We start from the raw sequence: 24391 nt of genomic DNA, 5'->3' as shown, positions 1-24391 counted from the left end.
TAACTTTTTAGGAAATTTTACGTTATAAATTTAGAAATTAGTTAATTGTTATTTGTTATTGGATTACTGCGGAACGATATCTGCAGTTAATTTTATTTGAAATTTGTCATTTCCAGTAAAAACTAATCCCTAATAACCAATATACTAATAACCAATCAACCAGTAACCAATTAAAACAATGGCAATATTTAATCTTACCGTAAACGGAAAAAAAACAAAAGTAGATGTAGAGCCAGATATGCCCCTACTTTGGGTTGTACGTGACTTTGTAGGTCTTAAAGGTACGAAGTTTGGCTGCGGAATGGCTCAGTGCGGTGCATGTACAGTACATGTAAACGGAGAAGCAACACGCTCGTGTCAGATTCCAGTTTCTTCTCTTCCAAAGAATGCAAAGATTACAACTATCGAAGGTATTGGTGAAACACAACTACACGCAGTACAGCAAGCATGGATTGATGAGCAAGTTCCACAATGTGGCTATTGTCAATCTGGTCAAATTATGTCGGCAGTAGCTTTATTAAAGTCAAACCCAAATCCAACTGATGCCGATATTGATAACTACATGAGTGGAAATTTGTGCCGTTGTGGTACTTATGACCGTATTCGTAAAGGAATTCACCGAGCAGCTGAAAGTTTGAAAAAATAACCTTTAAGCCTTTAATTCAAAACTATGGAACATATTAATACCTCACGCCGCTCATTTCTAAAATCGTCTTCGCTTACAGGAGTCGGTTTAATGATTGGCATCAATACATTTGCAAAAGAGAAAAATCCTAAGAAAATTTCTCATGTTGACCCCAAATCGGCAGTCTTAGACCTTGAAATCAATCCTTTTATCATCATCAGTACTGATGGAAGCATTGCCTTAATCAACCCACGCCCCGATATGGGTCAAGGTTCAACTCAAGCCGCTCCATCTTTGATTGCTGAAGAATTGGAAGTGAGTTTGGATAAAGTAAAGTTGATTCAATCTGGCGGACAAGAAAAATATGGTAGCCAACAATCGGGCGGAAGTAGCACCGTGCGTGGTTTGTGGACATCGCTTCGTAAAGCGGGTGCCGCCGCCAAAGAAATGCTCATTGAAACTGCAGCCAAACGCTGGAATGCTTCAGTAGCAGACTGCTACGCCAAAGATGGCAAGATTTATTTAAAGAACTCAGATAAATCTTTCACTTATGGCGAATTGGTAGATGAGGCTTCTAAGTTACAAGTACCAAAGAACCCAAAACTCAAAGACCCGAAAGATTTCAAGATTCTTGGAAAATACAACAAACGCCTCGATGTGCCTGACCGTGTAACTGGAAAAGCTGTTTATGGAATTGACATTGAGGTACCAGGTATGGTTTACGCTTGTATTCAACACTCACCAAGCATTCATGGGAAAGTAGTTTCAATTGATGATAGCGAAACCATGAAAGTGAAAGGAGTTTTGCAGGTAATCAAAACCAAAAGACCAATGCCTCACCGTGCGGCCGAAGCAGTAGCAGTTATTGCTACCAACTGGTGGGCGGCTCTTAAGGGTAGAAAAGCCTTGAAAGTTACTTGGGATAATGGTGATTTAGCCAAAACCATGACAACCGATAATTACTTCGCGGCTACTTATGAAGCAGCAAAAAAAGAAGGTATCAGATACGAAGAAAAAGGAGATTTCAACGCAAAATTTGCTAATGCTAAACAAAAGCTAGAGGCAAATTACGAAACACCATTTTTAGCTCATGCTCCAATCGAACCAGAATGTGCGGTTGTACATGTAAAAGATGATGGAACCGCCGAAGTTTGGGCACACGTTCAGGGCCCTGATGGTGGTTTGGCAGATGTTTCAAGAGCTTTGGGTATTAGTAAAGAAAAAATTAAATTCAATGTGCCACTTTTGGGTGGTTCATTTGGAAGAAAAGCTTACCACGATTATCTCAATGAAACTTGTTTATTGGCAAAAGAATTAAAAAAACCAGTAAAAGTGATTTGGACTCGTGAAGATGATATTACGCAAGGGCCATATCGCCCAGGTATGTTAAGCCACATGCAAGGCTTTGTAAATAATGGACAGATTACAGGTTTCCATCACCATGCCATTGGCGAATCAATTGTGGGACAAGTATTTGGCGGTTTAGCTCCTGATGAGTCTGACCCATGGTTATCGGGTGAAATCAGTACTGAAAATAGCAAATACGAATTTCCTGTTTCAAAAATTTCATGGACAAACGTCAAAACTGATATTCCAATCGTTTGGTGGCGTTCGGTTTATGCTTCGAATTTCGGTTGGGGACAAGAATGTTTCATTGATGAATTAGCACAATTAGCAGGAAAGGACCCACTACAAGCTCGTTTAGACTTAGTGAAAGATGCTCGCTACAGAAAAGTGTTGGAAACTGTTGCCGAAAAAGCGAATTGGAAAGAAAAACTCGGAGCTGGACAAGGCAAAGGAATTGCAGTTTTTGCCTCTTTTGGCAGTATTTCGGCTTGTTGTATAACAGTTTCGAAAGAAGGTGCGGGCGTGAAAATCGATATAGTAGTTTCGGTACTCGACTGTGGGTATTATGTCAATCCTGACCACGTAAAAGCCCAAACTGAAGGAAACATCGTAATGGGAATTACAGCCGCCATTAAAGGTGGAATCACTTTTACAAATGGGGTTTGTGACCAAACCAATTTCCACCAATACAATGTAATGCGATTGAACGAAGCTCCAAAAATGGAAATTCACATCATTGATAGTGGCGAAAATCCGGGTGGAGTTGGTGAGCCAGGGTTACCTCCAATTGCTCCAGCATTAGGTAATGCCATTTTTGCAGCAACTGGCAAAAGAATTAGAAAATTACCTTTTGATATTACGAATTTAGCTTAAGAGTTTTAAGTAATATCCCAAAAAGAAAAAGCGTCTAGGAATTATAGTCTTAGACGCTTTTCTTTTTTCCCAATTTAAACCTCAAAAATAAATCCTTTATCAAGCAGTTTATTATAGATATTCTCATCAAAACGATAAAGCGTAGCCGCTCGATGCGATACATCTTTCTGACGTTCTTTGGTATCAACCAGTAAATTCATTTTCAAAAATTTCTTTCTAAAATTCGACTTATCTAATTTTTGATTCAAAATCGCCTCATATAATTCAAGCAATTGCAAAAGTGTAAACTTCGGTGGAAGTAAATTAAACCCAATAGGTTCGTGTTGAATTTTATGTTGCAAAAAGTTAAAACAACTCTCAAAAATTTGGCTGTGGTCAAAAGCCATTGTTGGAATTTCCTGTACTTTAAACCACTTTACATCGGCTTCGGTTGGCCCCGGTTTGGGATTAAATTTCTCAATATTCACAAAAGCATAATAGGCAATCGTAATAACTCTCCTATTTGGAAAACGCTCCAAATCGCCAAAAGTCTTAAATTGCTCCAAATAAATATTCTCAACTGATGTCTGAGAAGAGAGAATTCTGGTAGCTGCGGCATCAATGCTTTCATTGTATCGAATCCAACTTCCAGGCAAAGCCCATTGCCCAATGGTAGGGCCAATTCCATGTTTTACCAACAAAACATACAACTCTGACTCTTTGAAGCCAAAAATCACACAGTCAATCGACAGTGCATCAATTATTTCGTCTGAAAACTTCAAAATGTGAATAACGAGATTATCATTAATAAATAAGTATGGTCGCAATTTAGTTATTTCATCGAAATTTTGGGCTCTATTTTTTTAACTTCATAAGATTAGTTGCAATCAATATGTTTATTTTCCATCATTTTCCAAATTTAATCGGATTCAATTGTACTTTTTCAATAATTTCTAAAACTTTATTTGCATTTAAAAAAAATAAGCTCTATACTTGTGGTACAATTTACCATAAGATAAAAAGAAAATAAATTCCGTCTTAAACGCTTCATGTACTTTTATGAAAAAAGTAATTAAATATTATCAACTTTTCTTCTACATACTCATTAGTCCACTGAGTTTCTCGCAGAATTCAACTGGGCTAAAGGATATATTTGCAAATGACTTTTTGATTGGAACAGCTTTAGGTGCTGAACATATTTTAGAAAAAAACAAAATAGCCAATAACTTGATTTTGCGTGAGTTTAATGCCATAACTCCTGAAAATATCATGAAGGCAGAGGTGATTCACCCTGAGCCCAATAATTACAGTTTTACATTGGCCGATAAGTTTGTAGAATACGGACAAAAAAATAACCTATTTATTGCGGGTCATACACTTGTATGGCATAGTCAACTACCTAAATTTGTGCATAAAATTCAAAGTGCAGATTCTGTACGTTTGTTTATGACCAACCATATCAATACTGTTGCGGGAAGATACAAAGGCAAAATCAATAGTTGGGATGTTGTAAACGAAGCATTGAATGAAGATGGCACACTAAGAAAGTCTATTTTCTTAGAAAAATTAGGTGAAGGATATATCAAAGAAGCTTTTGATTTGGCGGCAAAGGCCGACCCAAATGCCGAGCTTTACTATAACGATTATAATATCGAACAACCTGCCAAACGCAAAGGTGCGATTGAACTTATCAAAAAACTTCAAGCCAGCGGTACTAAAATTAATGGCGTTGGAATTCAAGGACACTGGAGTTTAAAAGGAGCACCTTTGAAGGATATAGAAGAATCTATCATCGAATTTTCTAAGTTAGGTCTAAAAGTAGCATTTACAGAACTTGATATTACAGTTTTGCCAAATCCTTGGGATTTAAAAGGTGCTGATGTGAATCAAAACTTCCCGGGAAGTCCATTTATGAACCCATACCCTAAAGGTTTACCAGACTCTGTTCAGACCGAATTAGCCCAAAGATATAGCGATATTTTTAAGATTTTCATAAAGCACAGAGATAAAATTAGTCGAATCACTTTCTGGGGAGTCAATGATGGACACTCATGGCTGAATGGCTGGCCAATCAGAAATCGTACTAATTATCCACTACTTTTCGACCGAGAATTTCAGAAAAAGCCTGCTTATGAAGCAGTTATCAAGCAAAAATCTAAGCAATAACCTAAGCCCTAAAATTAAATAACTATGAGTTCGGAAACACAAAAACTTTCTGTCTTTGAAAAAATTGGATACAGTTTAGGCGATTTAGCCGCCAATCTTATTTTTCAAACATTAATGACATTCTTGGCCTATTTTTATACCGATGTATATAAAATTCCTGCAGGTTCGGCCAGTATAATCATTTTTATTGGTGGTTTTTTCGGTGCATTTTTCAATATAATCATGGGAATCATCGCTGACCGTACCAATACTCGTTGGGGAAAATTCCGTCCTTGGGTTTTGTGGACTTCCGTTCCGTTTGGTATTATTTCTTTACTAGCTTTCTCTACTCCTAATTTTGATGAAACAGGCAAAATCATTTATGCTCTTATTACCTATTTTTTATTAGTTATTGTTTACTCAGCCAATAATTTACCCTATTCAGCATTGAGTGGGGTAATTACGGGCGATATGAAAGAACGTAATAGCCTTTCATCTTACCGTTTTGTAGCAGTAATGGTAGCTCAGTTCATCATTCAATCTTTGTTATTACCGTTGGCATTATCAGTCGGACATGGTGATAAGGCGGTTGGATTCGAAAAAGTAATGTTATTTTTCGCCATTGTTGGAGTTATTTGTTTAATCATTACTTTTTTAACAACGAAAGAACGTATTGTGCCAGTAGTTGAGGAAAAAAGTAGCATTAAACAAGACCTCCTAGACTTATCGAAAAACCGTCCTTGGGTCATTATGCTTCTACTAACTATTGCCGTTTTCATTACTTTGGCACTCAAAGGAGGCATGTATATTTATTACTTTAAGTATTATTTAGATCCAACTGCTCAAGCAAATTACTTAGAAAGCATTGGTTTTAACTCATTCATTAAAGGTTTGAACGAAACTATTACTGGACTAGGTTTAGGTAAATTCGAATGGCCAGAAGATGCCCCAACATCAGCCAATAGTCTTTTTAATGCTGGTGGAATCATTTTTATGATTGTGGGAATTATGTTTTCGAAACCTTTAGCCGACCGTTTCGGGAAACGTAATATTTTCGGAATTTTCCTTGCTCTTTCAGCTTTTTGCCTGATTTTATTCAATTTCTATGCAAAAGATGCCATTGGAATAGTATTTCTAACACAAATATTACACGGATTTACTTACGGCGTAACGATTCCACTTTTGTGGGCCATGATTGCCGATGTAGCAGACTATTCTGAATGGAAAAATAATCGCCGAGCAACTGCCATCATTTTCTCGGCAATGGTATTTGGTTTGAAAATAGGTTTAAGTCTTGGCGGTGCTATTGGTGCCGCCTTACTTTCAAACTATGGATATGTAGCGGAGCAAGCTCAACAAACCGAAGAGGCAGTTTCAGGAATCAAGTTATCGGTCAGTATTTATCCGGGCTTAGTATTTTTAGTAGGTGCAGCATTGCTCTTTGGCTATGAAATTAACAAGGCATTGGAAACTAAAATTGAAGCAGAATTAAAACAAAGAAGAAAATAATTTATTGACAGTTGATAGTAAATGCCTTTAGTCACAACTGACAAAATACATAAAAGAATTTTAAACAAATCTACTATTATAAATAAAATGCCAGAAGAGAGTATCGACCATATTGATTTTAATGTATTGAATCAGAAAGCCATTTCACAGCCACTCGTTAAACATATATATACTGCAGACCCATCAGCTCATGTTTTCGATGGTAAAATTTATATTTATCCTTCACATGACGTCGACGCAGGCATTCCATTTGATGATTTAGGAAGCCATTTTGCCATGGAAGATTATCATATTTTTTCAATGGATTCGATTGATAGTGAAGCAGTTGACAACGGAGTAGCTTTACATGTGCAAGATGTCCCTTGGGCCGAACGCCAAATGTGGGCTCCCGATGCCGCTCGAAAAGATAGCAAATACTACCTCTATTTTCCTGCAAAAAAAGCAGATGGAATTTTTCAAATTGGTGTAGCCATATCTGATAGTCCAACTGGTCCATTCAAAGCCGAACCACAACCAATTGCAGGTAGCTATAGCATTGACCCTGCTGTTTTCGAAGATTTAGATGGTAGTCATTATATCTATTTCGGCGGAATATGGGGTGGACAATTACAAAAGTATCGAGATAATCAGTACGATATTTCTAACGAAGAACCACTTCCCAATGAACCTGCACTCTGCCCAATCGTTGCTAAATTAAGTGATGATATGAAGCAGTTTGCTGAAGCACCAAAACAACTTAAAATTGTTGATGAAAATGGTCATTTACTCTTAGCTGGAGATAATGACCGAAGATTTTTTGAAGCATCTTGGATGCATTACTATAATAGTAAGTATTATTTCTCGTACTCTACGGGCGATACACATTTTATTTGTTATGCCACAGGCGATAATCCTTACGGGCCATTTACTTATCAAGGTCGTATTTTAAATCCAGTAGTAGGCTGGACTTCGCACCATTCAATCTGTGAAATTGATGGCAAATGGTATTTATTCTACCATGATTCAAGTCTTTCAGAGGGAGTTACCCACCTACGTAGCATCAAAGTAACGGAGCTTACTTATGATGCCGAAGGAAGAATTCAAACGATAAATCCTTATAAAGATTAATCAATATATGTAAAATTACCACCGTAGAGACGTTACATGTAACGTCTCTACAAATCATTATAGACCAAAGCCATAATCACGCTCTACTTTACAGATGCGTGTTTTATAGGATTTATACCAATCCTTTCTGCCAGTTTGCTGAGCAATTTGGTGTTCGGCATTTTGTTTCCAATGCTTAATATCTTCCAAACTTTCCCAGTAAGAAACTGTAATTCCAATATCATTTCGAGCAGATTCTATACCTAAGAAACCCTTCATTTGACTGCCAAGTTCAACCATTCGATGGGCCATATCACCATATCCATTATCAATCTCTGTACGAATGGAAGTAAAAATCACGGCATAATATGGTGCTTGAGGTGTATTTGCTATCATAAATTTATTTTTTTATTCAAACAAAAATCGCCCACTGTTTTAGTGAGCGATAAAGTATAATTTATTTATTCTTTCTCTCAATCTCTCTCAAATTCTCCATTTTCTTATTACGCAAGAAGCCTGAAATATCCTCAAAGTGTTCTTTTACTCGTTTATTACCAAACTCAAATACTTTATTTGCCAAACCTTCTAAGAAATCACGGTCGTGCGAAATCAAGATAATTGTTCCTTCAAAAGCACGCAGAGCATCTTTCAAAATATCTTTAGTTTTCAAATCTAAGTGGTTGGTAGGCTCATCGAGAATCAAAAGATTTACAGGTTCGAGCAAGAGTTTTATCATTGCTAAACGAGTTTTTTCTCCCCCTGAAAGTACACGCACTTTTTTGTTTACATCATCGCCACGGAACATAAACGCACCTAAAATATCTTTAATTTTTGTGCGAACCTCTCCTACTGCAATATTATCAATGGTCTGAAAAACAGTTAAATCTTCATCTAACAAAGAAGCTTGATTTTGAGCGAAATAACCAATCATCGAATTATGACCAATTTTTACACTTCCTTCGAAATCAATTTCACCCATGATTGCCTTCACAAGTGTTGATTTACCTTCTCCATTTCGGCCAACAAATGCAACTTTTTCTCCCCTTTCAATCGTTAATGAAGCATCTTTAAAAACCAAATGCTCGCCGTAAGACTTAGTTACGTTTTCGACAATCACAGGATAATTTCCAGAGCGTGGAGCAGGCGGGAATTTCAAACTCAAAGCCGAAGTATCTACTTCATCAACCTCCACGATTTCAAGTTTTTCGAGCATTTTCACTCTCGATTGCACCTGTAAAGTTTTAGAATATGTTCCTTTAAACCTATCAATAAACTCTTGCGTTTCGGCAATCATTTTTTGTTGGTCGTTATATTGTTTTTGCTGCTGTTCTTGGCGTTCTTTTCTGAGCTGTTGGTATTGCGTGTAGTTTACTTTGTAGTCATAAATACGACCCATTGTTACTTCAATCGTGCGATTCGTGATGGTATCAACAAAAGCTCTATCGTGTGAAATCACAATTACAGCTTTTGCATTATTCATCAAGAAATCTTCAAGCCACTGAATCGACTCAATATCTAAGTGGTTAGTAGGCTCATCAAGCAAAATTAAATCTGGGTTTTGGAGTAAAATCTTGCACAATTCGATACGCATTCTCCAACCACCACTAAATTCAGAGGTTTGTCGAGTAAAATCTGCTCTCGTAAAACCCATGCCTAATAGCGTTTTTTCTACTTCAGCATCATAGTTTACTTCTTCTACCGAATAATATTTTTCGCTGAGTTCGGATACTCGTTCAATAATTTTCATGTAATCATCCGACTCATAATCTGTACGAGTTTCGAGCTGATGGTTCAATTCGTCCATCTCATTTTTCATATCCAATACTGCCGAAAAAGCCTTTAAAGCTTCTTCAAACACCGTACTATCATCTTGTGTGAGTAAATGCTGAGGCAAGTAAGCAATCACTGAATCTTTTGGAGCAGAAATTTTTCCACGAGTGGGTTTATCAACGCCTGCAATAATTTTGAGCAAGGTTGATTTCCCTGCTCCATTTTTACCCATGAGGGCTATTTTATCTTTTTCGTTGATATTGAAAGTAATATCACTAAACAGCGTTCCACCATTGAACTCAACTGCTACATTATCGACTGAAATCATGCTCTTTTTAAAATTAAGGTGCAAAGATAGGAGGTCTTGATTAAGAATTAAGAATTAGGAATTAAGAATTTCCTGCTCTAAAACATAAACACCTCATAATCAAACACATATACCGTATTCAATAAATATTATTTTCCGTAAATCAGATATAAAACTCCGAACTATGTTTGATTTCTTTCAAGACGAAGGTGCTATTCAAAACTCCAATATTTTCGATTTTTGAAAGTTTGTATTTGATAAAATCGTGGTATTCTTCTAAACTATTTACGTGAATTTTCAGCACAAAATCTACCTGCCCCGCCAAGTGATAACATTCTTGCACTTCTTCTAATTTCTGGATTTCTTGCTCAAAATTTTCAATAAATGCCTCATTGTGGTACCGCATAGATACTTGGCAAATGGAAGTAACCGATTTATTAATCAAGTTTTTATCTAAAATAGCTACGTATTTTTTGATAAAACCCAAACCTTCTAATCGCCTAATGCGGTCATACACAGGAGAAGTTGTTAGCTTTAATTGACTAGCAATTTCTTTAGCTGTTTTTTTAGCATCTTTTTGTAAAATTCGGAGGATAATTTTATCTGTTTCGTCCAATTGTTCCATATAGCAATAAAATTTATTTCAGATGAAGTATAAATATATAAAGATTCAGTAATTTTTACTTTTATTAACGAAATTCAAAACTATTTTTACTGATTTTACCACAAATTAACCAACTTAATTTCTCATATACTACTTTTGTAAGTAAATATTACTACAACAAAATTACACTTCATCAATAAAATAATCATGAACACGACTAAAATTCTGATAGTCGGGGCCAATGGACAGCTTGGGTCAGTACTTACCCAAGCCTTACAAAACAAATACGGTTTTGAAAATGTCATTGCTTCCGATTTACGCCCCAAATTGGGCTTTGATGGATACTTTGAAGAATTAGATGCCACTAATTTCCAAGCACTTCAGTCGATTGTAAAAAAATATCAAATCACACAAATCTATCATTTGGCGGCCATTCTATCGGCCAATGGTGAAAAAGACCCACTTCGCACTTGGGAAATCAATATGAGATCCCTTTTGAATGTTTTGGAAGTTGGACGAATAGAACAAATTGACCGAATTTTTTATCCAAGTACGATTGCAGTTTTTGGTAATTTAGCTCCAAAAGAAGTTTGTCCACAATTCACTTTTTTAGACCCTTCTACTGTTTATGGAATTAGCAAATCTAGTGGCGAAAATTGGGCAAACTATTACTTCAATCGCTATGGTTTAGATGTGCGTTCATTGCGTTATCCCGGAGTTATTGGTTATCAATCCCTACCTGGTGGTGGTACAACCGACTACGCCATTGATATTTTCCATAAAGCAGTTGCCGATGAGCCTTACACTTGCTTCTTGGCAAAAGATACTCGCTTACCAATGATTTTTATGGATGATGCCATCAAGGCTACGTTACAATTGATGGAAGCTCCAAAAGAAGCCATCAAAACCCGAACTTCTTATAATTTAGCTGGTTTAAGTTTTACACCCGAAGAAATTGCAACAGAAATAAAGAAAGTCATTCCTAATTTTGTTATTAATTACGAACCAGATTTCCGTCAGAATATTGCGGCTTCTTGGCCACAAATTATTGATGACAAAGAAGCACAAGCTGATTGGAATTGGCAGTCTAGCTATACGCTCAAAGACATCGTAGAAATAATGATTCATGAATTAAAACAACAATTAACATTCGCATAAAAATATGTTTGATAATATCAGAAGTCAATACGCCGAAGAACTAGCCGCTATCAAAGAAGCAGGTTTATACAAAACTGAGCGTGTTATCACAACCCCACAATCAGCACAGATTTCTACCCAAAATAAAGAAGTGCTGAACTTTTGTGCCAATAATTACTTGGGGCTTTCTTCACATCCAGAAGTAATCGAAGCAGCCATCGAAGCAATCAAAACACATGGTTTTGGAATGTCATCAGTAAGATTTATTTGTGGTACACAAGATATTCATAAAGAATTAGAGCGTAAAACTGCGGAGTTTTTAGGCACCGAAGATTGTATTCTTTACGCAGCTGCCTTCGATGCTAACGGGGGTGTATTTGAGCCACTTTTAGGAGCAGAAGATGCCATTATTTCTGATGAGCTAAACCATGCTTCTATTATTGATGGAATCAGACTTTGTAAGGCTGAACGTTTCCGCTATAAAAACAATAATATGGATGATTTAGAGCAACAACTCATTGCAGCTAGTCATTGTAAGAAAAAATTAATTGTTACTGACGGCGTATTTTCAATGGATGGTTCGATTGCTCAATTAGATAAAATCTGTGATTTAGCCGATAAATATGGAGCCATGGTAATGGTTGATGAATGTCATGCCACTGGTTTCATGGGTAAAACTGGTCGCGGAACGATTGAATTAAAAAATGTAATTGGTCGAGTTGATATCGTTACGGGTACTTACGGTAAAGCCCTTGGTGGTGCGTCTGGTGGTTTTACAGCAGCCCGTCAAGAAATTGTTGATATGCTTCGTCAACGTTCAAGACCTTATCTTTTCTCGAATACTTTGGCTCCAGCAATTGTGGGTGCATCAACCAAAGTATTAGATATTTTACAGCAATCAACTGCTTTGAGAGATAAACTTGAAAGAAATGCGGCTTATTTCAGAGCAAAAATGACCGAAGCAGGTTTCGATTTACTTCCTGGCGAACACCCTATTATTCCAATCATGCTTTATGATGCACCTTTGGCACAAACTTTTGCAGCAAAATTATTAGAAGAAGGTATTTATGTAATTGGATTCTTTTATCCAGTAGTACCAAAATCTAAAGCAAGGATAAGAGTTCAGATTTCAGCAGGACACGAAATCGAACATCTTGATAAAGCTATTTCAGCGTTTACAAAAGTAGGTAAAGAGTTGGGTGTAATTAAATAATATTCTTTGTGGTAAAAGTCGATATTAGAAAGAAAAAACTTCAAATCATCGACTTTTACCCATCTATTTTCATCAATTCTCTTTCATAAATTTCGAGCACTTCTGCCATTTCTTCTGCAACTTCACCAGTGTATAAAATCCTCGAAATTTGCAATAAATAGGCATTGTAATGCCCTTCTGCCGCTTCATCAAAAATTGATTTATAAACTTTCTGACAAAGAATTAGGTGATATAAATCCTCTCTGACATCATAAACGACTATTGGAAGTGGATTTTGCTCTTCATCAAATTCAAAGCAAAACATAAACATCGGAAAATCGAACAATCCTAAACCATTCAGATTCTGAATCATATCAGCATCATAAAAATCATAGTAAAATAGCTCATTTTTAATACCTTTTTCCATTAATAATTGAGCTAAATACTTCATCTTCCGCCTCATCTGATGAATTGGAGCATTTTCTACTTCAAAGGCCGAAATATGCTTCCATTCGTCGCTCACAAAATCAAGATATTCGAGCGATGGGCGTGCCAAATCAAGTTTATAATCGAAAGCCTTGTATCCCGGTGCAAAATATCCTGGGTAGAAGTACCTAAATCCATTTTCCTTGCAAAAGTTCATCTTCAAATACATCAGGTACTTTCCTAAACTATGCTTTTTATAGGCCGGGTCATAAAAACACGAAATCCCTTCTGCACTCGTTTCTCCTAAATCAAAATAGCCTGTTGCGATGAGTTTATCCACATCATAAACATTAATCTCGAAAGTATCAAAAATACGCAAATTGGTTCGGTCAGGACTATGACCAGAAAGTAAATGAAAAACCGAAGGAGCTGGCTCAAACGCCGTACTTTCACGATACTTGGCAAATAATTGCTCATGTTCATCGCTTGGATGGGCATGTTTTATTTCAATTTTAAATTTGCTATTGAGTTTTTCTAGCTTTTGCAGTGTTCTACTCTTTTGGAAAGAAAATAAATCAACTCTCAGCCAAATGGAACTATAAATTGTATCTTTAAAGCGAAGAAAATTAGTCGTAAAAATAGACTGCCCCATACGAAACCATCCATTGGCGAGATATGCATCTAACTCTTGTGGCGATAACGACTCAGGATAATGTAATTCTACAAACATTAATAATTTACTTAGTGAAAATTATTGCAAATTGTTAAAAAGAAGGAGCAAAACCAAGTGACGAACTTTTTTAGTTGTAAATTTATTTTCTCAATAAATCAAACACAAAATTATGGGCAAGAAAATTAAGCAAATTCAACCTGAAATTCAGCATTTTATCGAAAAACAAAAAATTTTCTTTGTAGGAACTGCCATGAGCATGGGTATTGTGAATGTCTCGCCTAAAGGCATGGATTCATTCCGTGTACTTGGTCCTAACCGTGTTATGTGGTTAAATGTCACGGGAAGCGGTAATGAAACTGCTACACATATTTTAGAAAACAATAGAATGACCATTATGTTCTGTGCATTCGAAGGAAAACCACTTATTTTAAGACTCTACGGAACTGCCAAAGCTTACCACCCACGAGATTCTGAATGGACGGAATACATTGATTTATTTCCCAAAATGGCTGGAGCACGTCAAATTTTTGATGTAAATGTTGAAGTTGTTCAAACTTCTTGTGGAATGGCTGTACCGTTTATGGACTATAGACACGAACGTGAAGAACTTAGCAACTGGGCAGAAAAACAAGGCGAAGATGGTATTCATGACTATTGGGAAAAGAAAAACACCATTAGCTTTGATGGGCATCCTACCAGAATTTTCGAGTAGCATTGAATGAATTCTATGTCAATCAATGGGCTTTTTATATTGATTTAAACTAAATGAATTCAGTCTGCGATTGAGTTATTCTGGTCTTAATTGTATCATTTACATTTTCTAAGGCTAAATTTATTCAGTTTTTATCAAACAAAATATCCCTTTTTCTATTAATCGATAAAATTTTGAAACTTTTTTAACAAAGAAATGTTATTAACTTTAAAAACCGACTGATTAGTCAATCTATAATTCATGAGTAAAGAACAAAAAATACTTGATACCGCTCTGAAACTATTTGTAGAAGATGGTTTTCAAGGAACTCCCACAAGTAAAATTGCCAAAGAAGCAGGCGTAGCCAATGGCACGCTCTTTCATTATTTCGCTACTAAAGAAACTCTTATCCAAGAATTATATATTCATGTAAAAAATGAATTAAACCAATACTTATTGTCGGTCATTGACCCAAATGATGATATAAAGGCTACTACCAAAAAAGCATTTATTTATGCAATTCTTTGGTCTTTAGAGAATCCCGAAAAATTTCATTTCACCCAACAAGTACATTTCTCGCCACACGTAGCAAAAATTCCAGAAGAGGTTGTTCAAGAACAAACGAAATTATACACTCAGCTTATTGAATCAGCTAAATCTCAAGGTTTATTGAAACCTATGCCAACCGATTTGATTTTCACTTTGGTTCATAGCCAAATGATGGGTATTTTTCAATACCTACTCACAAAACCCAAAGGGCAACAGCATGAAATAATAGACCAAGGGTTTGAATTGGTTTGGACCTTGATTAGCATTTGACACAAAACATTAATAATCAATACAATAATAATAGAAAATACTTAAATAAATGGCAATAAAAGCAATCATTACAGGAGCAACAGGCATGGTAGGCGAAGGCGTTCTACATGAAGCTCTCAACCGCACTGACATAAGTTCAGTAGTAGTTATAGGTCGTAAAACTTGTGGCGTTAGTCACCCTAAACTCAAAGAAATCATACACGCTGATTTCAATGATATTTCGCCAATTCTCAATGAATTAACGGGTTTTGATGCTTGCTATTTTTGTTCAGGAGTTTCTTCTGTAGGCATGAAAGAAGATGAATTTTATAGATTAACTTATACGCTAACACTCAATTTCGCTCAAAAACTTAGTAGCGTGAATCCTAATATGGCTTTCTGCTATATTTCGGGAAGTGGAACAGATAGCACTGAAAAAGGAAAAACTATGTGGGCGAGAGTTAAAGGTAAAACAGAAAACGATTTAATAAAATTACCTTTTAAAGCTGTTTACAATTTCCGCCCCGGTTATATGCATCCAACCGAAGGCTTGAAAAATACACTTTCGTTTTACAAATACATTGGTTGGCTTTATCCATTCATGCGAAAAGTATTTCCTAAATACGTTACAACTCTACAAGAATTGGCATCTGCAATGATAAATGCCTCAATTAGAGGATATTCCAAAAAAATTATAGAAATTGAAGATATTTTAATATTAAGTAAATGAGCACCAATTGCTTATAAATAAATTTTGCATTTTAAAATCATTAAACTATAAAATCAACCAATCAAATAAACTAATGAAAATCGACTTCACAATCAATGGCAAGCCAACAAGTGTAGATGTTGACCCAGCCACGCCTTTACTTTGGGTTGTCAGAGATGAACTCAAACTAACGGCCACCAAATTTGGTTGCGGAATGGCCATGTGCGGTGCTTGCACTTTGCATATTGATGGAGAGGCAACTCGTTCATGCTCTGTTCCTGTTGAAAGTATTGCTGGTAAAAATATTACAACTTTAGAAGGTCTTTCAGAAAGTCCCGAAAAACTGCACCCAATCCAACAAGCATGGATAGAAGAACAAGTACCACAATGTGGCTATTGTCAATCTGGATTTATGATGGCTGCGGCAAAGTTATTAAAAGAAAATCCAAATCCGAGTGAAGCTGATATTGCTAATAGCATCACAAACATTTGCCGTTGTGGCACTCAACCACGAATTATAAAAGCTATTAAAAGAGCTGCTGAAATTTCTAACCAAAAAAGCTAATAACTATGTCAACAAATAATACAAAAAAAGGTTTTTCTCGTAGAAAATTCTTACAAAGAGGAGCAATTGTACTTGGTGGCTCAGTAGTTGCGAGTTATTTGGGCTGTTCACCAATGCGACGTTTTACCGCTCAAAAAGTTGAGAGTATGGACTTCCCAGCAATGATTAGTTCATTACAACCCGATTTTTGGTTTGAAGTTCTTCCTGATAATACCATTTCACTCAAATCTCCAAAAATTGAAATCGGACAAGGTGTTTTTACTGGCCTTGCCATGCTTGCCGCTGAAGAATTAGATGTTCCATACGAACAAATAAAGGTTGAGCACACTATTACAACGAGTGGTCTATACGACGAAATGAACACAGGAGGAAGTAGTTCAACAGCAAGCTTATATGAACCAATTAGAGAGGTAGCTGCTACCATGAGAGAGATGCTCAAAGAAGCGGCCGCAAAAAAATGGGGAATAAAAGCTAGTGAAATTAAAACTGAAAATGGCACATTAATTTCGGGCAAGAATAAAATTACTTATGCAGAAATAGCCAAAGAAAATAAAGATTGGGATATTCCAAAAACACCTGAATTAAGACCTAAATCAGCATTCAAGGTAGTGGGTAAATCGGTTAAAAGAACTGATTTAAAAGCTAAAGTAATGGGTACTGCCAAATATACGCTTGATAGTGAACTACCAGAGATGCTTTATGCGATATTATTACAATCGCCTTATTTAGAAGGAACTATCAAAACACTTGATACGAAAGAAGCAGAAAAATCGCAGGGTGTGGTAAAAGTTGTGAGAGAGGGTGAACTTGTGGCCGTTGTTGCTAAAAACTACTATGCTGCCGATACTGCCTTCAAGAAAATTAATGTTGAATGGAATATTCCGAATAAAATTCAACAAGATGATTTGATTAAACTCGTAACGGTTGGTAATGGAAAAGAAGTAAATATTCAAAAAGAAGGCAATGCTAAAAGTATTATTGAAGATAATAAAACAACCGTTTTCCGTCAAGAATATCGCACTCCTATGGCTGCTCACGCACAGATGGAGGTAAATGCGGCCATTGCACAAGTTGAAGCAGATAAAGCTACAATTATTGCTGGAACCCAAGGCCCAAAAATTGTCATTGATACCGTTTCTAAAGCATTGGGCTTAAGTAAAGATAAAGTTGAGGCACATACCCCTTTAGTTGGTGGTGGCTTTGGTAGAAAAGCAGTAAAAGGACTTTATGTAGAAGCTGCATTGATTTCGAAGGCAGTTGGAAAACCAGTAAAGCTATATAATTCCCGCCAGCAAGAATTTCAAAATAGCTTATATCGCCCAAATACTCACCACGTTTTACAAGCAAAAATTGCCCAAAATGGTGAAATTGAAGCCATCACCCATGACCAAGCCACACCTGATATGCTCAAAAATTTAATGGGAACTGACCTTCCAGTGAAAATTTTAGGGGCAGATTTCATCTCAGCGGGTCACGGTGCAAGTTTCATGTATAATTTCAAGAATAAATCTGTTTCAGTTTGGAATACTGATGTTCCAATTCCAATTGGAATTTGGCGTGGAGTGGGGATGTTCCCAAATACATTTGCGGTTGAAAGCTTCATGAATGAATTGGCTCATCAAACTAAAAAAGACCCAATTGCTTTTAGAATGAGTTTATTACAAAATGATGATAAAATTAGTGTTAGAAGCAAGAAAGTTTTAGAAACACTCATTGAAAAAAGTGGGTGGAAAAATCCAAAAGCTGATGGCACCGGGCGAGGTATTGCAATTGGAAATGACCGCAAAACTATCGCAGCAGCCGCCATCGAATTGGCCATTGTAGATGGCAAAATCGTGGTTAAAAAAGTTACTCAGGTTTTAGATGTTGGCGTAAGTGTCAATCCTGAAGGTATTAAACAACAAATCGAAGGTGCTACCATGATGGGTATCGGGGCCGCTCTGTATGAGGAAGTTACAGTAAAAGATGGTCAAATTGAACAAGCTTATTTTAGTCAATATCCAATGGTAACTTTGGCAGATGTCCCTGAAATTCAGTGCCATATACTCGAAGGAGACGAGATTCCGTATGGTGTTGGAGAACCCCCTCTTGCCCCTATCGCCCCAGCAATAGCAGGTGCTATTCTTGACTTAACAGGTAAGGCGGTTCGTTCACTACCAATAAAACTTAGCTGAGTTAGTCGATTAACAACAGATGATTGTCGATAGTTTATTCTGCTTAATATTAAGACCATGAAGTCTTATTTGGGACTTGTCGAGAAAAAGGTTATTTTGCCATGCGAAATAACCTTTTTGCTTTTTGAAACCCTATTCTACCTCAATGAAAAAAACTACAATAAGCATTTTTATGCTCCTATTTTTTGCAGTTCAAGGTTTTGCTCAAGAAGCCCAAAGCAAGATTATTGCTAAGGGAGCAACGCTTACCAAGCTTTCGGGTGAATTTGCCTTTACGGAAGGTCCTGCTGCTGATGCCAAAGGTAATGTATTTTTTACCGACCAACCCAACGATAAAATCTATAAGTGGTCAGCAGAAGATAATACTATCTCGGTTTTCATGGATAAAACTAGTCGCTCTAACGGACTTTATTTCGACCATCAAGGCAATCTTCTTTCTTGTGCAGATTTAGAGAATCAACTCATAAGTATTGATAAAAATCAAAAAATAACCGTTTTAGTCAATGATTTTGAAGGTAAAAAATTCAATGGTCCAAACGACCTTTGGGTGGCTCCTAATGGTGGTATTTACTTCACTGACCCTTTCTACAAACGCCCTTACTGGAAGCATACTGAAATGGAATTGCCCGAAAAACGAGTTTATTATCTTTCGCCTGATAAAAGGACTGTGACAATTGCTGCTCGTGAATTTGTTGCACCCAACGGAATCATTGGCACACCCGATGGAAAAACCCTGTATGTTGCAGATATAAGTGGTCAGAAAACCTACACATTCCCAATTAATTCTGATGGTACTTTAGGCGAACGCAAGCTTTTTGCAGCGATGGGTTCTGATGGAATGACATTAGATAAAAAAGGCAATGTTTATGTGACTGGAAAGGGTGTAACAGTTTTTGATAAAAATGGTACTAAAATCGAGCATATTGATGTAAAAGAACCTTGGACAGCCAATGTAACTTTTGGAGGTAAAGACCGTAAAACGCTTTTTATCACAGCCTCAAAATCAGTTTATACACTTAAAATGAAGGTTAAAGGAGCTTGATTTTAGATAGTTGGTTATTCTCAAAACTAATTTTTAAACTAACGAATCAGTAACATCCCAACAATCAACCACTAATAAATCATTAATTCATGGAAAATATATCACGTAGAAATCTCATTAAATCAACCTTAGCAACAGGGGCAGGATTAGCTTTAGGCCTAGAAAATGCCTCGGCTAAGTCTCCAAAAATAGCTAAACATAATTTTAGTTTTTGCTTGAATACCAGTACAATCATGAAGCAAAATATCGGTTTGATGGCTGAACTCGATGTGGCGGCAAAAGCTGGCTATTCAGGTATAGAAATTTGGATAAGAACCCTTGAGGCATTTGTAGCGGGAGGAGGAAATTTAAAAGATGTTCGTCAAAAGGCAAAAGATTTAGGAATAACCATTGAAGACGCCATAGGCTTTGCCAGTTGGATTGTTGATGACCCAAATCAACGTGCGAAAGCACTCGACCAAACCAAACGAGAAATGGGGATGTTGGCTGAAATCGGTTGTAAACGAATTGCAGCTCCGCCATTTGGAGCTACCAACAAAGCGGGAATTAATCTACAAAATGCAGCCGCCCGCTACAAACAAATGCTTGATTTAGGCGATGAAATGGGCGTTCTACCTCAACTTGAAATGTGGGGTTTTTCGGCCAATTTACACCTTTTTGGCGAAGCCCTCTTTGTAGCTGCTGAAAGTGGACATCCAAAAGCAGTTATCCTTTCCGATGTTTATCATCTTTACAAAGGTGGTTCAGAAATAAATGCATTAAAAATGCTCAATGGCCAATGTATGCAGATGTTTCACGTAAACGATTATCCTGCTAATGTTTCAAGAGAAAAAATAAACGATAGTTACCGAGTTTTCCCGGGTGATGGTGTGGCTCCACTGACACCAATTTTCAAGATGCTGAATGAGAAAAATGTACCAATTGTACTTTCTTTAGAAGTATTTAATGAAGATTATTGGAAAATGCCAGCCCTTGATGCTGCAAAAATGGGTTTTGAGAAAATGAAAGCTTCAGTTGAAAAAGCTGTTGGAGCATAATACTTGAAATACTGATTCCTAAATTCTTAATCATTTGGTCGGGATTAAAAGTCTCGACCAATTTTCATTTTTAAAGCGTATTTCTTTGCACTAATCTACCCAAAAATATTATTATTCAAGGGTTTTTATCGTTTTCTGCTAAAGCAATTAAAATATCTGTTTTTTTTATTCTATATTGACATAAGTTGATTCAAAGCCTTAAATTTACTATGTCGATTAAAGTAGCCATTTCTCACAAAACCTCCTACAAATTTGATAGGAGTGTAAGCTTATCACCTCATATTTTTCGACTAAGGCCCGCTCCACACTCTCGGACGGCTATTGAGGGATACTCGTTTAAGCTTTATCCAGAAAATTATTTTATCAACTGGCAGCAAGACCCATTTGGTAATTATCAAGCACGAGTAGTTTTCCCTGAAAAAACAACCGAACTGAAGATTGAAGTAGAGGTAATTGCTCGTCTGCAAGTAATCAATCCTTTTGATTTTTTTGTAGAAACTTATGCAGAGAAATTTCCATTTAATTACGACGAACTTCTCAAGAAAGAGTTAACTCCCTATTTAGAAATTAAAGATATTGGCGTAAAAACCAAAGCTTTTATCGAGCAAATGCAAGTAAAAGCAGACATCAGCATCGTTGATTTCTTGGTTTATCTCAATCAACAGGTCTATAATGCTCTCAATTATAATATCCGTATGGAAGCGGGTGTGCAAAATTGTGAAGAAACCCTAACCATTGGAAGTGGTTCATGTCGAGATTTTGCATGGTTGCTTGTACAAATTCTTCGTAGTTTTGGTTTAGCCGCTCGCTTTGTTTCTGGATATTTGGTTCAACTTACACCTGATATAAAATCATTAGATGGTCCATCAGGGCCAGAAAACGATTTCACCGACTTACACGCTTGGGTTGAAACATATATTCCCGGTGCTGGTTGGATTGGTCTTGACCCTACCTCTGGGCTTTTTGCCAGTGAGGGACACATACCTCTTAGTTGTACACCTGACTATGCGAGTGCGGCTCCTGTAAGCGGAGCCACCGACGTATGCGAAGTAAGCTTTGAGTTTGATAATCAAGTATTTAGATTACATGAAAATCCAAGAGTAACAAAACCATACAGTGAAACCCAATGGGAACAAATAATGGATGTTGGGAATATCGTTGAAAAAGACCTCATTGACGGCGATGTCAGGTTGACAATGGGGGGCGAACCAACTTTTGTTTCAATTGATGATTTTGAATCAGCCGAATGGAATTCTACGGCGGATGGGCCTCTCAAACGTAAATTAGCCTACGATTTATCACTTCGACTAAAAAAACGTTTTGCTCACGGTGGATTACTCCACTTTGGGCAAGGAAAATGGTATCCGGGTGAGTTATTCCCTCGTTGGCAATATGGCCTCTATTGGCGAAAAGATGGCTTACCAATTTGGAAAAATGATGATTTAATTGCGAAAGAAGGAGAAACGAAATTTACATTTCATGACGCCGAAAAATTTGCCATTGAATTAAGCAAATACTTAGGAATAGATACAAAAAATATCCTGCCTACTTATGAAGACCCAATTTATTGGGCATTGGAAGAAGGCAAATTACCTGTAAATATCGACCCACTTTCGGTTAATCTTAAAGACTCAATCCAACGCCAAACTTTGGCTAAATTATTGGAAAGAGGACTTAATAACCCATCTGGCTTTGTCTTGCCAATTAAATGGCTCCATGATACTGATAAATGGGTAAGCTGTGCTTGGGAGTTTAGACGAAAGCATTGTTATTTAGTTCCTGGCAATTCGCCAATCGGGCTAAGATTACCTTTAGATTCTTTACCCAAAACTTCAAAAAATAAACGAGAATTTCCAGTTGAAAGAAGTTTATTTGAAGATTTACCAGTATTAAAAGATTTCCATCAATCACTAGAAAAGCGATATGGCACAATCGCATCTCCTTATAAAGCTACTGAAAATAAAATCATAAAAGAAGTAACTGAGGAAAACGAAAAAACAAAAGTTGAAAAGCCAGAAAAAGAGAATCTACTTTTTGAAGTTGATACCTTTTCAACAGCCTTGTGTGTAGAAGAGCGAGATGGAATCATTTATGTTTTCTTCCCTCCTACCGATTATCTAGAGCATTATCTAGACCTCGTGGCATCGGTGGAAGCAACGGCTGAAAAATTACAAATGCCTGTTAGAATTGAAGGATATACGCCAAAATCTGACTATCGGATTGAAAAAATACTGGTTACTCCAGACCCCGGCGTAATTGAAGTAAATGTTCAACCCGCAAAATCATGGCAAGAAATTGTAGATAATACAACTGCACTTTATGAAGAAGCATTTTATGCACGTTTAGGTACAGAGAAATTTATGGTTGATGGCCGCCATACAGGTACAGGTGGAGGCAATCACGTAACACTGGGGGCATCTAAACCAGAAGATAGTCCACTCCTACGCCGACCCGATTTACTGAGAAGTTTAATTACTTATTGGCAGCATCACCCTGCTCTTAGCTACCTTTTTGCAGGGCCTTTTATTGGCCCAACGAGTCAGGCTCCAAGAGTTGATGAAGGACGTGATGAACGACTTTATGAACTCGAAATTGCTTTTGAACAAATTCCAGATGATAAAGAAGTACCTTTTTGGATGGTTGACCGAATTTTTAGAAATTTATTGACTGATATCACTGGTAATACGCATCGTACTGAGTTTTGTATTGATAAACTTTACTCGCCTGATTCATCTACTGGGCGACTGGGTATTCTTGAACTTCGTGCTTTCGATATGCCACCGCACAAACACATGAACCTTGTTCAGGTTTTATTAGTGCGTGCTTTAGTAGCTAAGTTTTGGAAACAACCTTATAAGAAAAAACTAATCAGATGGGGAACCGAACTACACGACCGCTTTTTATTACCTCATTTTGCTTATTTAGATATGGTTGATGTAGTAAATGACCTCAAAGATGCTGGCTACAATTTTGATATTTCTTGGTTTGACCCATTTTTCGAGTTCCGTTTCCCACATCACGGAGGCATTACAGTTGATAATATTAATCTCGACTTACGCTTAGCCATTGAACCTTGGCACGTTCTTGGCGAAGAACTAACTAATGCAGGAACTGCACGCTTTGTAGATTCTTCGGTTGAAAGATTACAAGTAAAACTAACAGGTATTATTCCTGAACGACATATTCTGTTGTGTAAAGGTTGTCGAGTACCACTCAGAGCCACAGGAACCAAAGGCGAATACGTAGCAGGAATTAGGTTTAAGGCTTGGAATCCTCCTTCAGCACTTCATCCAAATGTTGGAGTAGATGCTCCTCTCGTATTTGATATTGTTGATACTTGGAATAATCGTATTATTGGAGGTTGTACTTACTTTGTTTCGCACCCTGGTGGAAGAAGTTTTGATACATATCCAATTAACAGCTACGAGGCAGAGTCTCGCAGAATAAGTAGATTCTGGGATTTTGGACATACACCATCGAGCACCATTGAACAAACCGCTCCAGTGATAAATACACCTACGGTTTCAAGATTTGTCGCACAAACAAAAACTAACTTAAAGGCCGATACTCCGATTGAGCTAATCAACCCAGAGTATCCAAATACTTTAGATTTAAGACATTTTTGGAAGTCGAGAAAGTAGCTTTCGGAAGCCATAGGAATCATAAGTAATAATACTTAATTTTTTCTATGGCTTCATGAAC

General features: G+C 36.9%; 20 protein-coding genes. 15 read left to right on the top strand and 5 right to left on the bottom strand.

Annotated elements, in window-relative coordinates; all coding sequences use genetic code 11:
- Positions 1-178: 178 nt before the first annotated feature.
- Together EMTOL_RS15110 and EMTOL_RS15105 are read left to right on the top strand one after the other, a co-directional pair.
- Positions 179-646, top strand: a complete 468-nt coding sequence (locus EMTOL_RS15110) for a (2Fe-2S)-binding protein (protein WP_015030180.1) — start codon at positions 179-181, stop codon at positions 644-646.
- Positions 647-670: 24 nt separating this feature from the next.
- Positions 671-2845 carry a xanthine dehydrogenase family protein molybdopterin-binding subunit gene (locus EMTOL_RS15105; RefSeq protein ID WP_015030179.1) on the top strand — a complete coding sequence of 725 codons (2175 nt, stop codon included), beginning with the start codon at positions 671-673 and terminating at the stop codon, positions 2843-2845.
- 74 nt (positions 2846-2919) lie between these two features.
- Here the strand turns inward: EMTOL_RS15105 and EMTOL_RS15100 are convergent, their stop codons facing one another.
- Entirely contained in the window at positions 2920-3606 is a 687-nt protein-coding gene (locus EMTOL_RS15100; RefSeq protein WP_305953249.1) for an NUDIX hydrolase, read from the bottom strand.
- 277 nt (positions 3607-3883) lie between these two features.
- Here EMTOL_RS15100 and EMTOL_RS15095 point away from each other — a divergent pair, with 277 nt between their 5' ends.
- From EMTOL_RS15095 to EMTOL_RS22480, 3 genes are all read left to right on the top strand, one after another.
- Positions 3884-4990 carry an endo-1,4-beta-xylanase gene (locus EMTOL_RS15095; RefSeq protein WP_015030177.1) on the top strand — a complete coding sequence of 369 codons (1107 nt, stop codon included), beginning with the start codon at positions 3884-3886 and terminating at the stop codon, positions 4988-4990.
- Between the two features lie 24 nt (positions 4991-5014).
- Positions 5015-6478, top strand: a complete 1464-nt coding sequence (locus tag EMTOL_RS22485; RefSeq protein ID WP_015030176.1) for an MFS transporter — start codon at positions 5015-5017, stop codon at positions 6476-6478.
- Between the two features lie 87 nt (positions 6479-6565).
- Positions 6566-7585, top strand: a complete 1020-nt coding sequence (locus EMTOL_RS22480; RefSeq protein ID WP_041694171.1) for a glycoside hydrolase family 43 protein — start codon at positions 6566-6568, stop codon at positions 7583-7585.
- Positions 7586-7642: 57 nt separating this feature from the next.
- Here the strand turns inward: EMTOL_RS22480 and EMTOL_RS15080 are convergent, their stop codons facing one another.
- The 3 genes from EMTOL_RS15080 to EMTOL_RS15070 all read right to left on the bottom strand — a co-directional run bounded on the left by EMTOL_RS15080 (position 7643) and on the right by EMTOL_RS15070 (position 10266).
- On the bottom strand, positions 7643-7960 hold the full coding sequence (locus tag EMTOL_RS15080) for an antibiotic biosynthesis monooxygenase family protein (RefSeq protein ID WP_015030174.1): 318 nt from the start codon (positions 7958-7960) through the stop codon (positions 7643-7645).
- 61 nt (positions 7961-8021) lie between these two features.
- Entirely contained in the window at positions 8022-9662 is a 1641-nt protein-coding gene (locus EMTOL_RS15075; protein WP_015030173.1) for an ABC-F family ATP-binding cassette domain-containing protein, read from the bottom strand.
- Positions 9663-9804: 142 nt separating this feature from the next.
- Positions 9805-10266 carry an Lrp/AsnC family transcriptional regulator gene (locus EMTOL_RS15070; protein ID WP_015030172.1) on the bottom strand — a complete coding sequence of 154 codons (462 nt, stop codon included), beginning with the start codon at positions 10264-10266 and terminating at the stop codon, positions 9805-9807.
- Positions 10267-10452: 186 nt separating this feature from the next.
- Between EMTOL_RS15070 and EMTOL_RS15065 the strand changes: the two genes are divergently transcribed.
- A complete protein-coding gene (locus tag EMTOL_RS15065) occupies positions 10453-11403 on the top strand; it encodes an NAD-dependent epimerase/dehydratase family protein (protein WP_015030171.1) in 951 nt (316 codons plus the stop codon).
- 4 nt (positions 11404-11407) lie between these two features.
- On the top strand, positions 11408-12595 hold the full coding sequence (gene kbl, locus EMTOL_RS15060; protein ID WP_015030170.1) for a glycine C-acetyltransferase: 1188 nt from the start codon (positions 11408-11410) through the stop codon (positions 12593-12595).
- Between the two features lie 55 nt (positions 12596-12650).
- Here the strand turns inward: kbl and EMTOL_RS15055 are convergent, their stop codons facing one another.
- Positions 12651-13730: a GNAT family N-acetyltransferase gene (locus tag EMTOL_RS15055; RefSeq protein WP_015030169.1), complete on the bottom strand. Its 1080-nt coding sequence runs from the start codon at positions 13728-13730 to the stop codon at positions 12651-12653.
- A gap of 112 nt (positions 13731-13842) precedes the next feature.
- On the opposite strand from EMTOL_RS15055, the gene EMTOL_RS15050 reads away from it, so the two are divergent.
- From EMTOL_RS15050 to EMTOL_RS15015, 8 genes are all read left to right on the top strand, one after another.
- On the top strand, positions 13843-14385 hold the full coding sequence (locus EMTOL_RS15050; protein WP_015030168.1) for a pyridoxamine 5'-phosphate oxidase family protein: 543 nt from the start codon (positions 13843-13845) through the stop codon (positions 14383-14385).
- A gap of 240 nt (positions 14386-14625) precedes the next feature.
- Entirely contained in the window at positions 14626-15183 is a 558-nt protein-coding gene (locus tag EMTOL_RS15045; RefSeq protein ID WP_015030167.1) for a TetR/AcrR family transcriptional regulator, read from the top strand.
- Positions 15184-15232: 49 nt separating this feature from the next.
- Positions 15233-15892, top strand: a complete 660-nt coding sequence (locus EMTOL_RS15040) for an NAD-dependent epimerase/dehydratase family protein (protein ID WP_015030166.1) — start codon at positions 15233-15235, stop codon at positions 15890-15892.
- Between the two features lie 73 nt (positions 15893-15965).
- Positions 15966-16436 carry a (2Fe-2S)-binding protein gene (locus EMTOL_RS15035; protein WP_015030165.1) on the top strand — a complete coding sequence of 157 codons (471 nt, stop codon included), beginning with the start codon at positions 15966-15968 and terminating at the stop codon, positions 16434-16436.
- 5 nt (positions 16437-16441) lie between these two features.
- Entirely contained in the window at positions 16442-18610 is a 2169-nt protein-coding gene (locus tag EMTOL_RS15030; protein WP_015030164.1) for a xanthine dehydrogenase family protein molybdopterin-binding subunit, read from the top strand.
- A 145-nt stretch (positions 18611-18755) separates the two neighbouring features.
- Positions 18756-19652: an SMP-30/gluconolactonase/LRE family protein gene (locus EMTOL_RS15025; protein WP_041693601.1), complete on the top strand. Its 897-nt coding sequence runs from the start codon at positions 18756-18758 to the stop codon at positions 19650-19652.
- A gap of 89 nt (positions 19653-19741) precedes the next feature.
- Entirely contained in the window at positions 19742-20689 is a 948-nt protein-coding gene (locus EMTOL_RS15020; RefSeq protein ID WP_015030162.1) for a sugar phosphate isomerase/epimerase family protein, read from the top strand.
- 209 nt (positions 20690-20898) lie between these two features.
- Entirely contained in the window at positions 20899-24330 is a 3432-nt protein-coding gene (locus EMTOL_RS15015; protein ID WP_015030161.1) for a transglutaminase family protein, read from the top strand.
- Positions 24331-24391: the final 61 nt, after the last annotated feature.

It is taken from the genome of Emticicia oligotrophica DSM 17448, assembly GCF_000263195.1.
Taxonomy (GTDB): domain Bacteria; phylum Bacteroidota; class Bacteroidia; order Cytophagales; family Spirosomataceae; genus Emticicia; species Emticicia oligotrophica.
The sequence above is the reverse complement of the archived record's forward strand: the minus strand, read 5'-3'. Positions and strand labels throughout refer to the sequence as shown.

Excerpts from the sequence above, each read along its gene's own strand:
- EMTOL_RS15110 (WP_015030180.1), top strand. The coding sequence starts at position 179 with ATGGCAATATTTAATCTTACCGTAAACGGAAAAAAAACAAAAGTAGAT.
- EMTOL_RS15105 (WP_015030179.1), top strand. The coding sequence starts at position 671 with ATGGAACATATTAATACCTCACGCCGCTCATTTCTAAAATCGTCTTCG.
- EMTOL_RS15095 (WP_015030177.1), top strand. The coding sequence starts at position 3,884 with ATGAAAAAAGTAATTAAATATTATCAACTTTTCTTCTACATACTCATT.
- EMTOL_RS22485 (WP_015030176.1), top strand. The coding sequence starts at position 5,015 with ATGAGTTCGGAAACACAAAAACTTTCTGTCTTTGAAAAAATTGGATAC.
- EMTOL_RS22480 (WP_041694171.1), top strand. The coding sequence starts at position 6,566 with ATGCCAGAAGAGAGTATCGACCATATTGATTTTAATGTATTGAATCAG.
- EMTOL_RS15080 (WP_015030174.1), bottom strand. The coding sequence starts at position 7,960 with ATGATAGCAAATACACCTCAAGCACCATATTATGCCGTGATTTTTACT.
- EMTOL_RS15075 (WP_015030173.1), bottom strand. The coding sequence starts at position 9,662 with ATGATTTCAGTCGATAATGTAGCAGTTGAGTTCAATGGTGGAACGCTG.
- EMTOL_RS15070 (WP_015030172.1), bottom strand. The coding sequence starts at position 10,266 with ATGGAACAATTGGACGAAACAGATAAAATTATCCTCCGAATTTTACAA.
- EMTOL_RS15065 (WP_015030171.1), top strand. The coding sequence starts at position 10,453 with ATGAACACGACTAAAATTCTGATAGTCGGGGCCAATGGACAGCTTGGG.
- kbl (WP_015030170.1), top strand. The coding sequence starts at position 11,408 with ATGTTTGATAATATCAGAAGTCAATACGCCGAAGAACTAGCCGCTATC.
- EMTOL_RS15055 (WP_015030169.1), bottom strand. The coding sequence starts at position 13,730 with ATGTTTGTAGAATTACATTATCCTGAGTCGTTATCGCCACAAGAGTTA.
- EMTOL_RS15050 (WP_015030168.1), top strand. The coding sequence starts at position 13,843 with ATGGGCAAGAAAATTAAGCAAATTCAACCTGAAATTCAGCATTTTATC.
- EMTOL_RS15045 (WP_015030167.1), top strand. The coding sequence starts at position 14,626 with ATGAGTAAAGAACAAAAAATACTTGATACCGCTCTGAAACTATTTGTA.
- EMTOL_RS15040 (WP_015030166.1), top strand. The coding sequence starts at position 15,233 with ATGGCAATAAAAGCAATCATTACAGGAGCAACAGGCATGGTAGGCGAA.
- EMTOL_RS15035 (WP_015030165.1), top strand. The coding sequence starts at position 15,966 with ATGAAAATCGACTTCACAATCAATGGCAAGCCAACAAGTGTAGATGTT.
- EMTOL_RS15030 (WP_015030164.1), top strand. The coding sequence starts at position 16,442 with ATGTCAACAAATAATACAAAAAAAGGTTTTTCTCGTAGAAAATTCTTA.
- EMTOL_RS15025 (WP_041693601.1), top strand. The coding sequence starts at position 18,756 with ATGAAAAAAACTACAATAAGCATTTTTATGCTCCTATTTTTTGCAGTT.
- EMTOL_RS15020 (WP_015030162.1), top strand. The coding sequence starts at position 19,742 with ATGGAAAATATATCACGTAGAAATCTCATTAAATCAACCTTAGCAACA.
- EMTOL_RS15015 (WP_015030161.1), top strand. The coding sequence starts at position 20,899 with ATGTCGATTAAAGTAGCCATTTCTCACAAAACCTCCTACAAATTTGAT.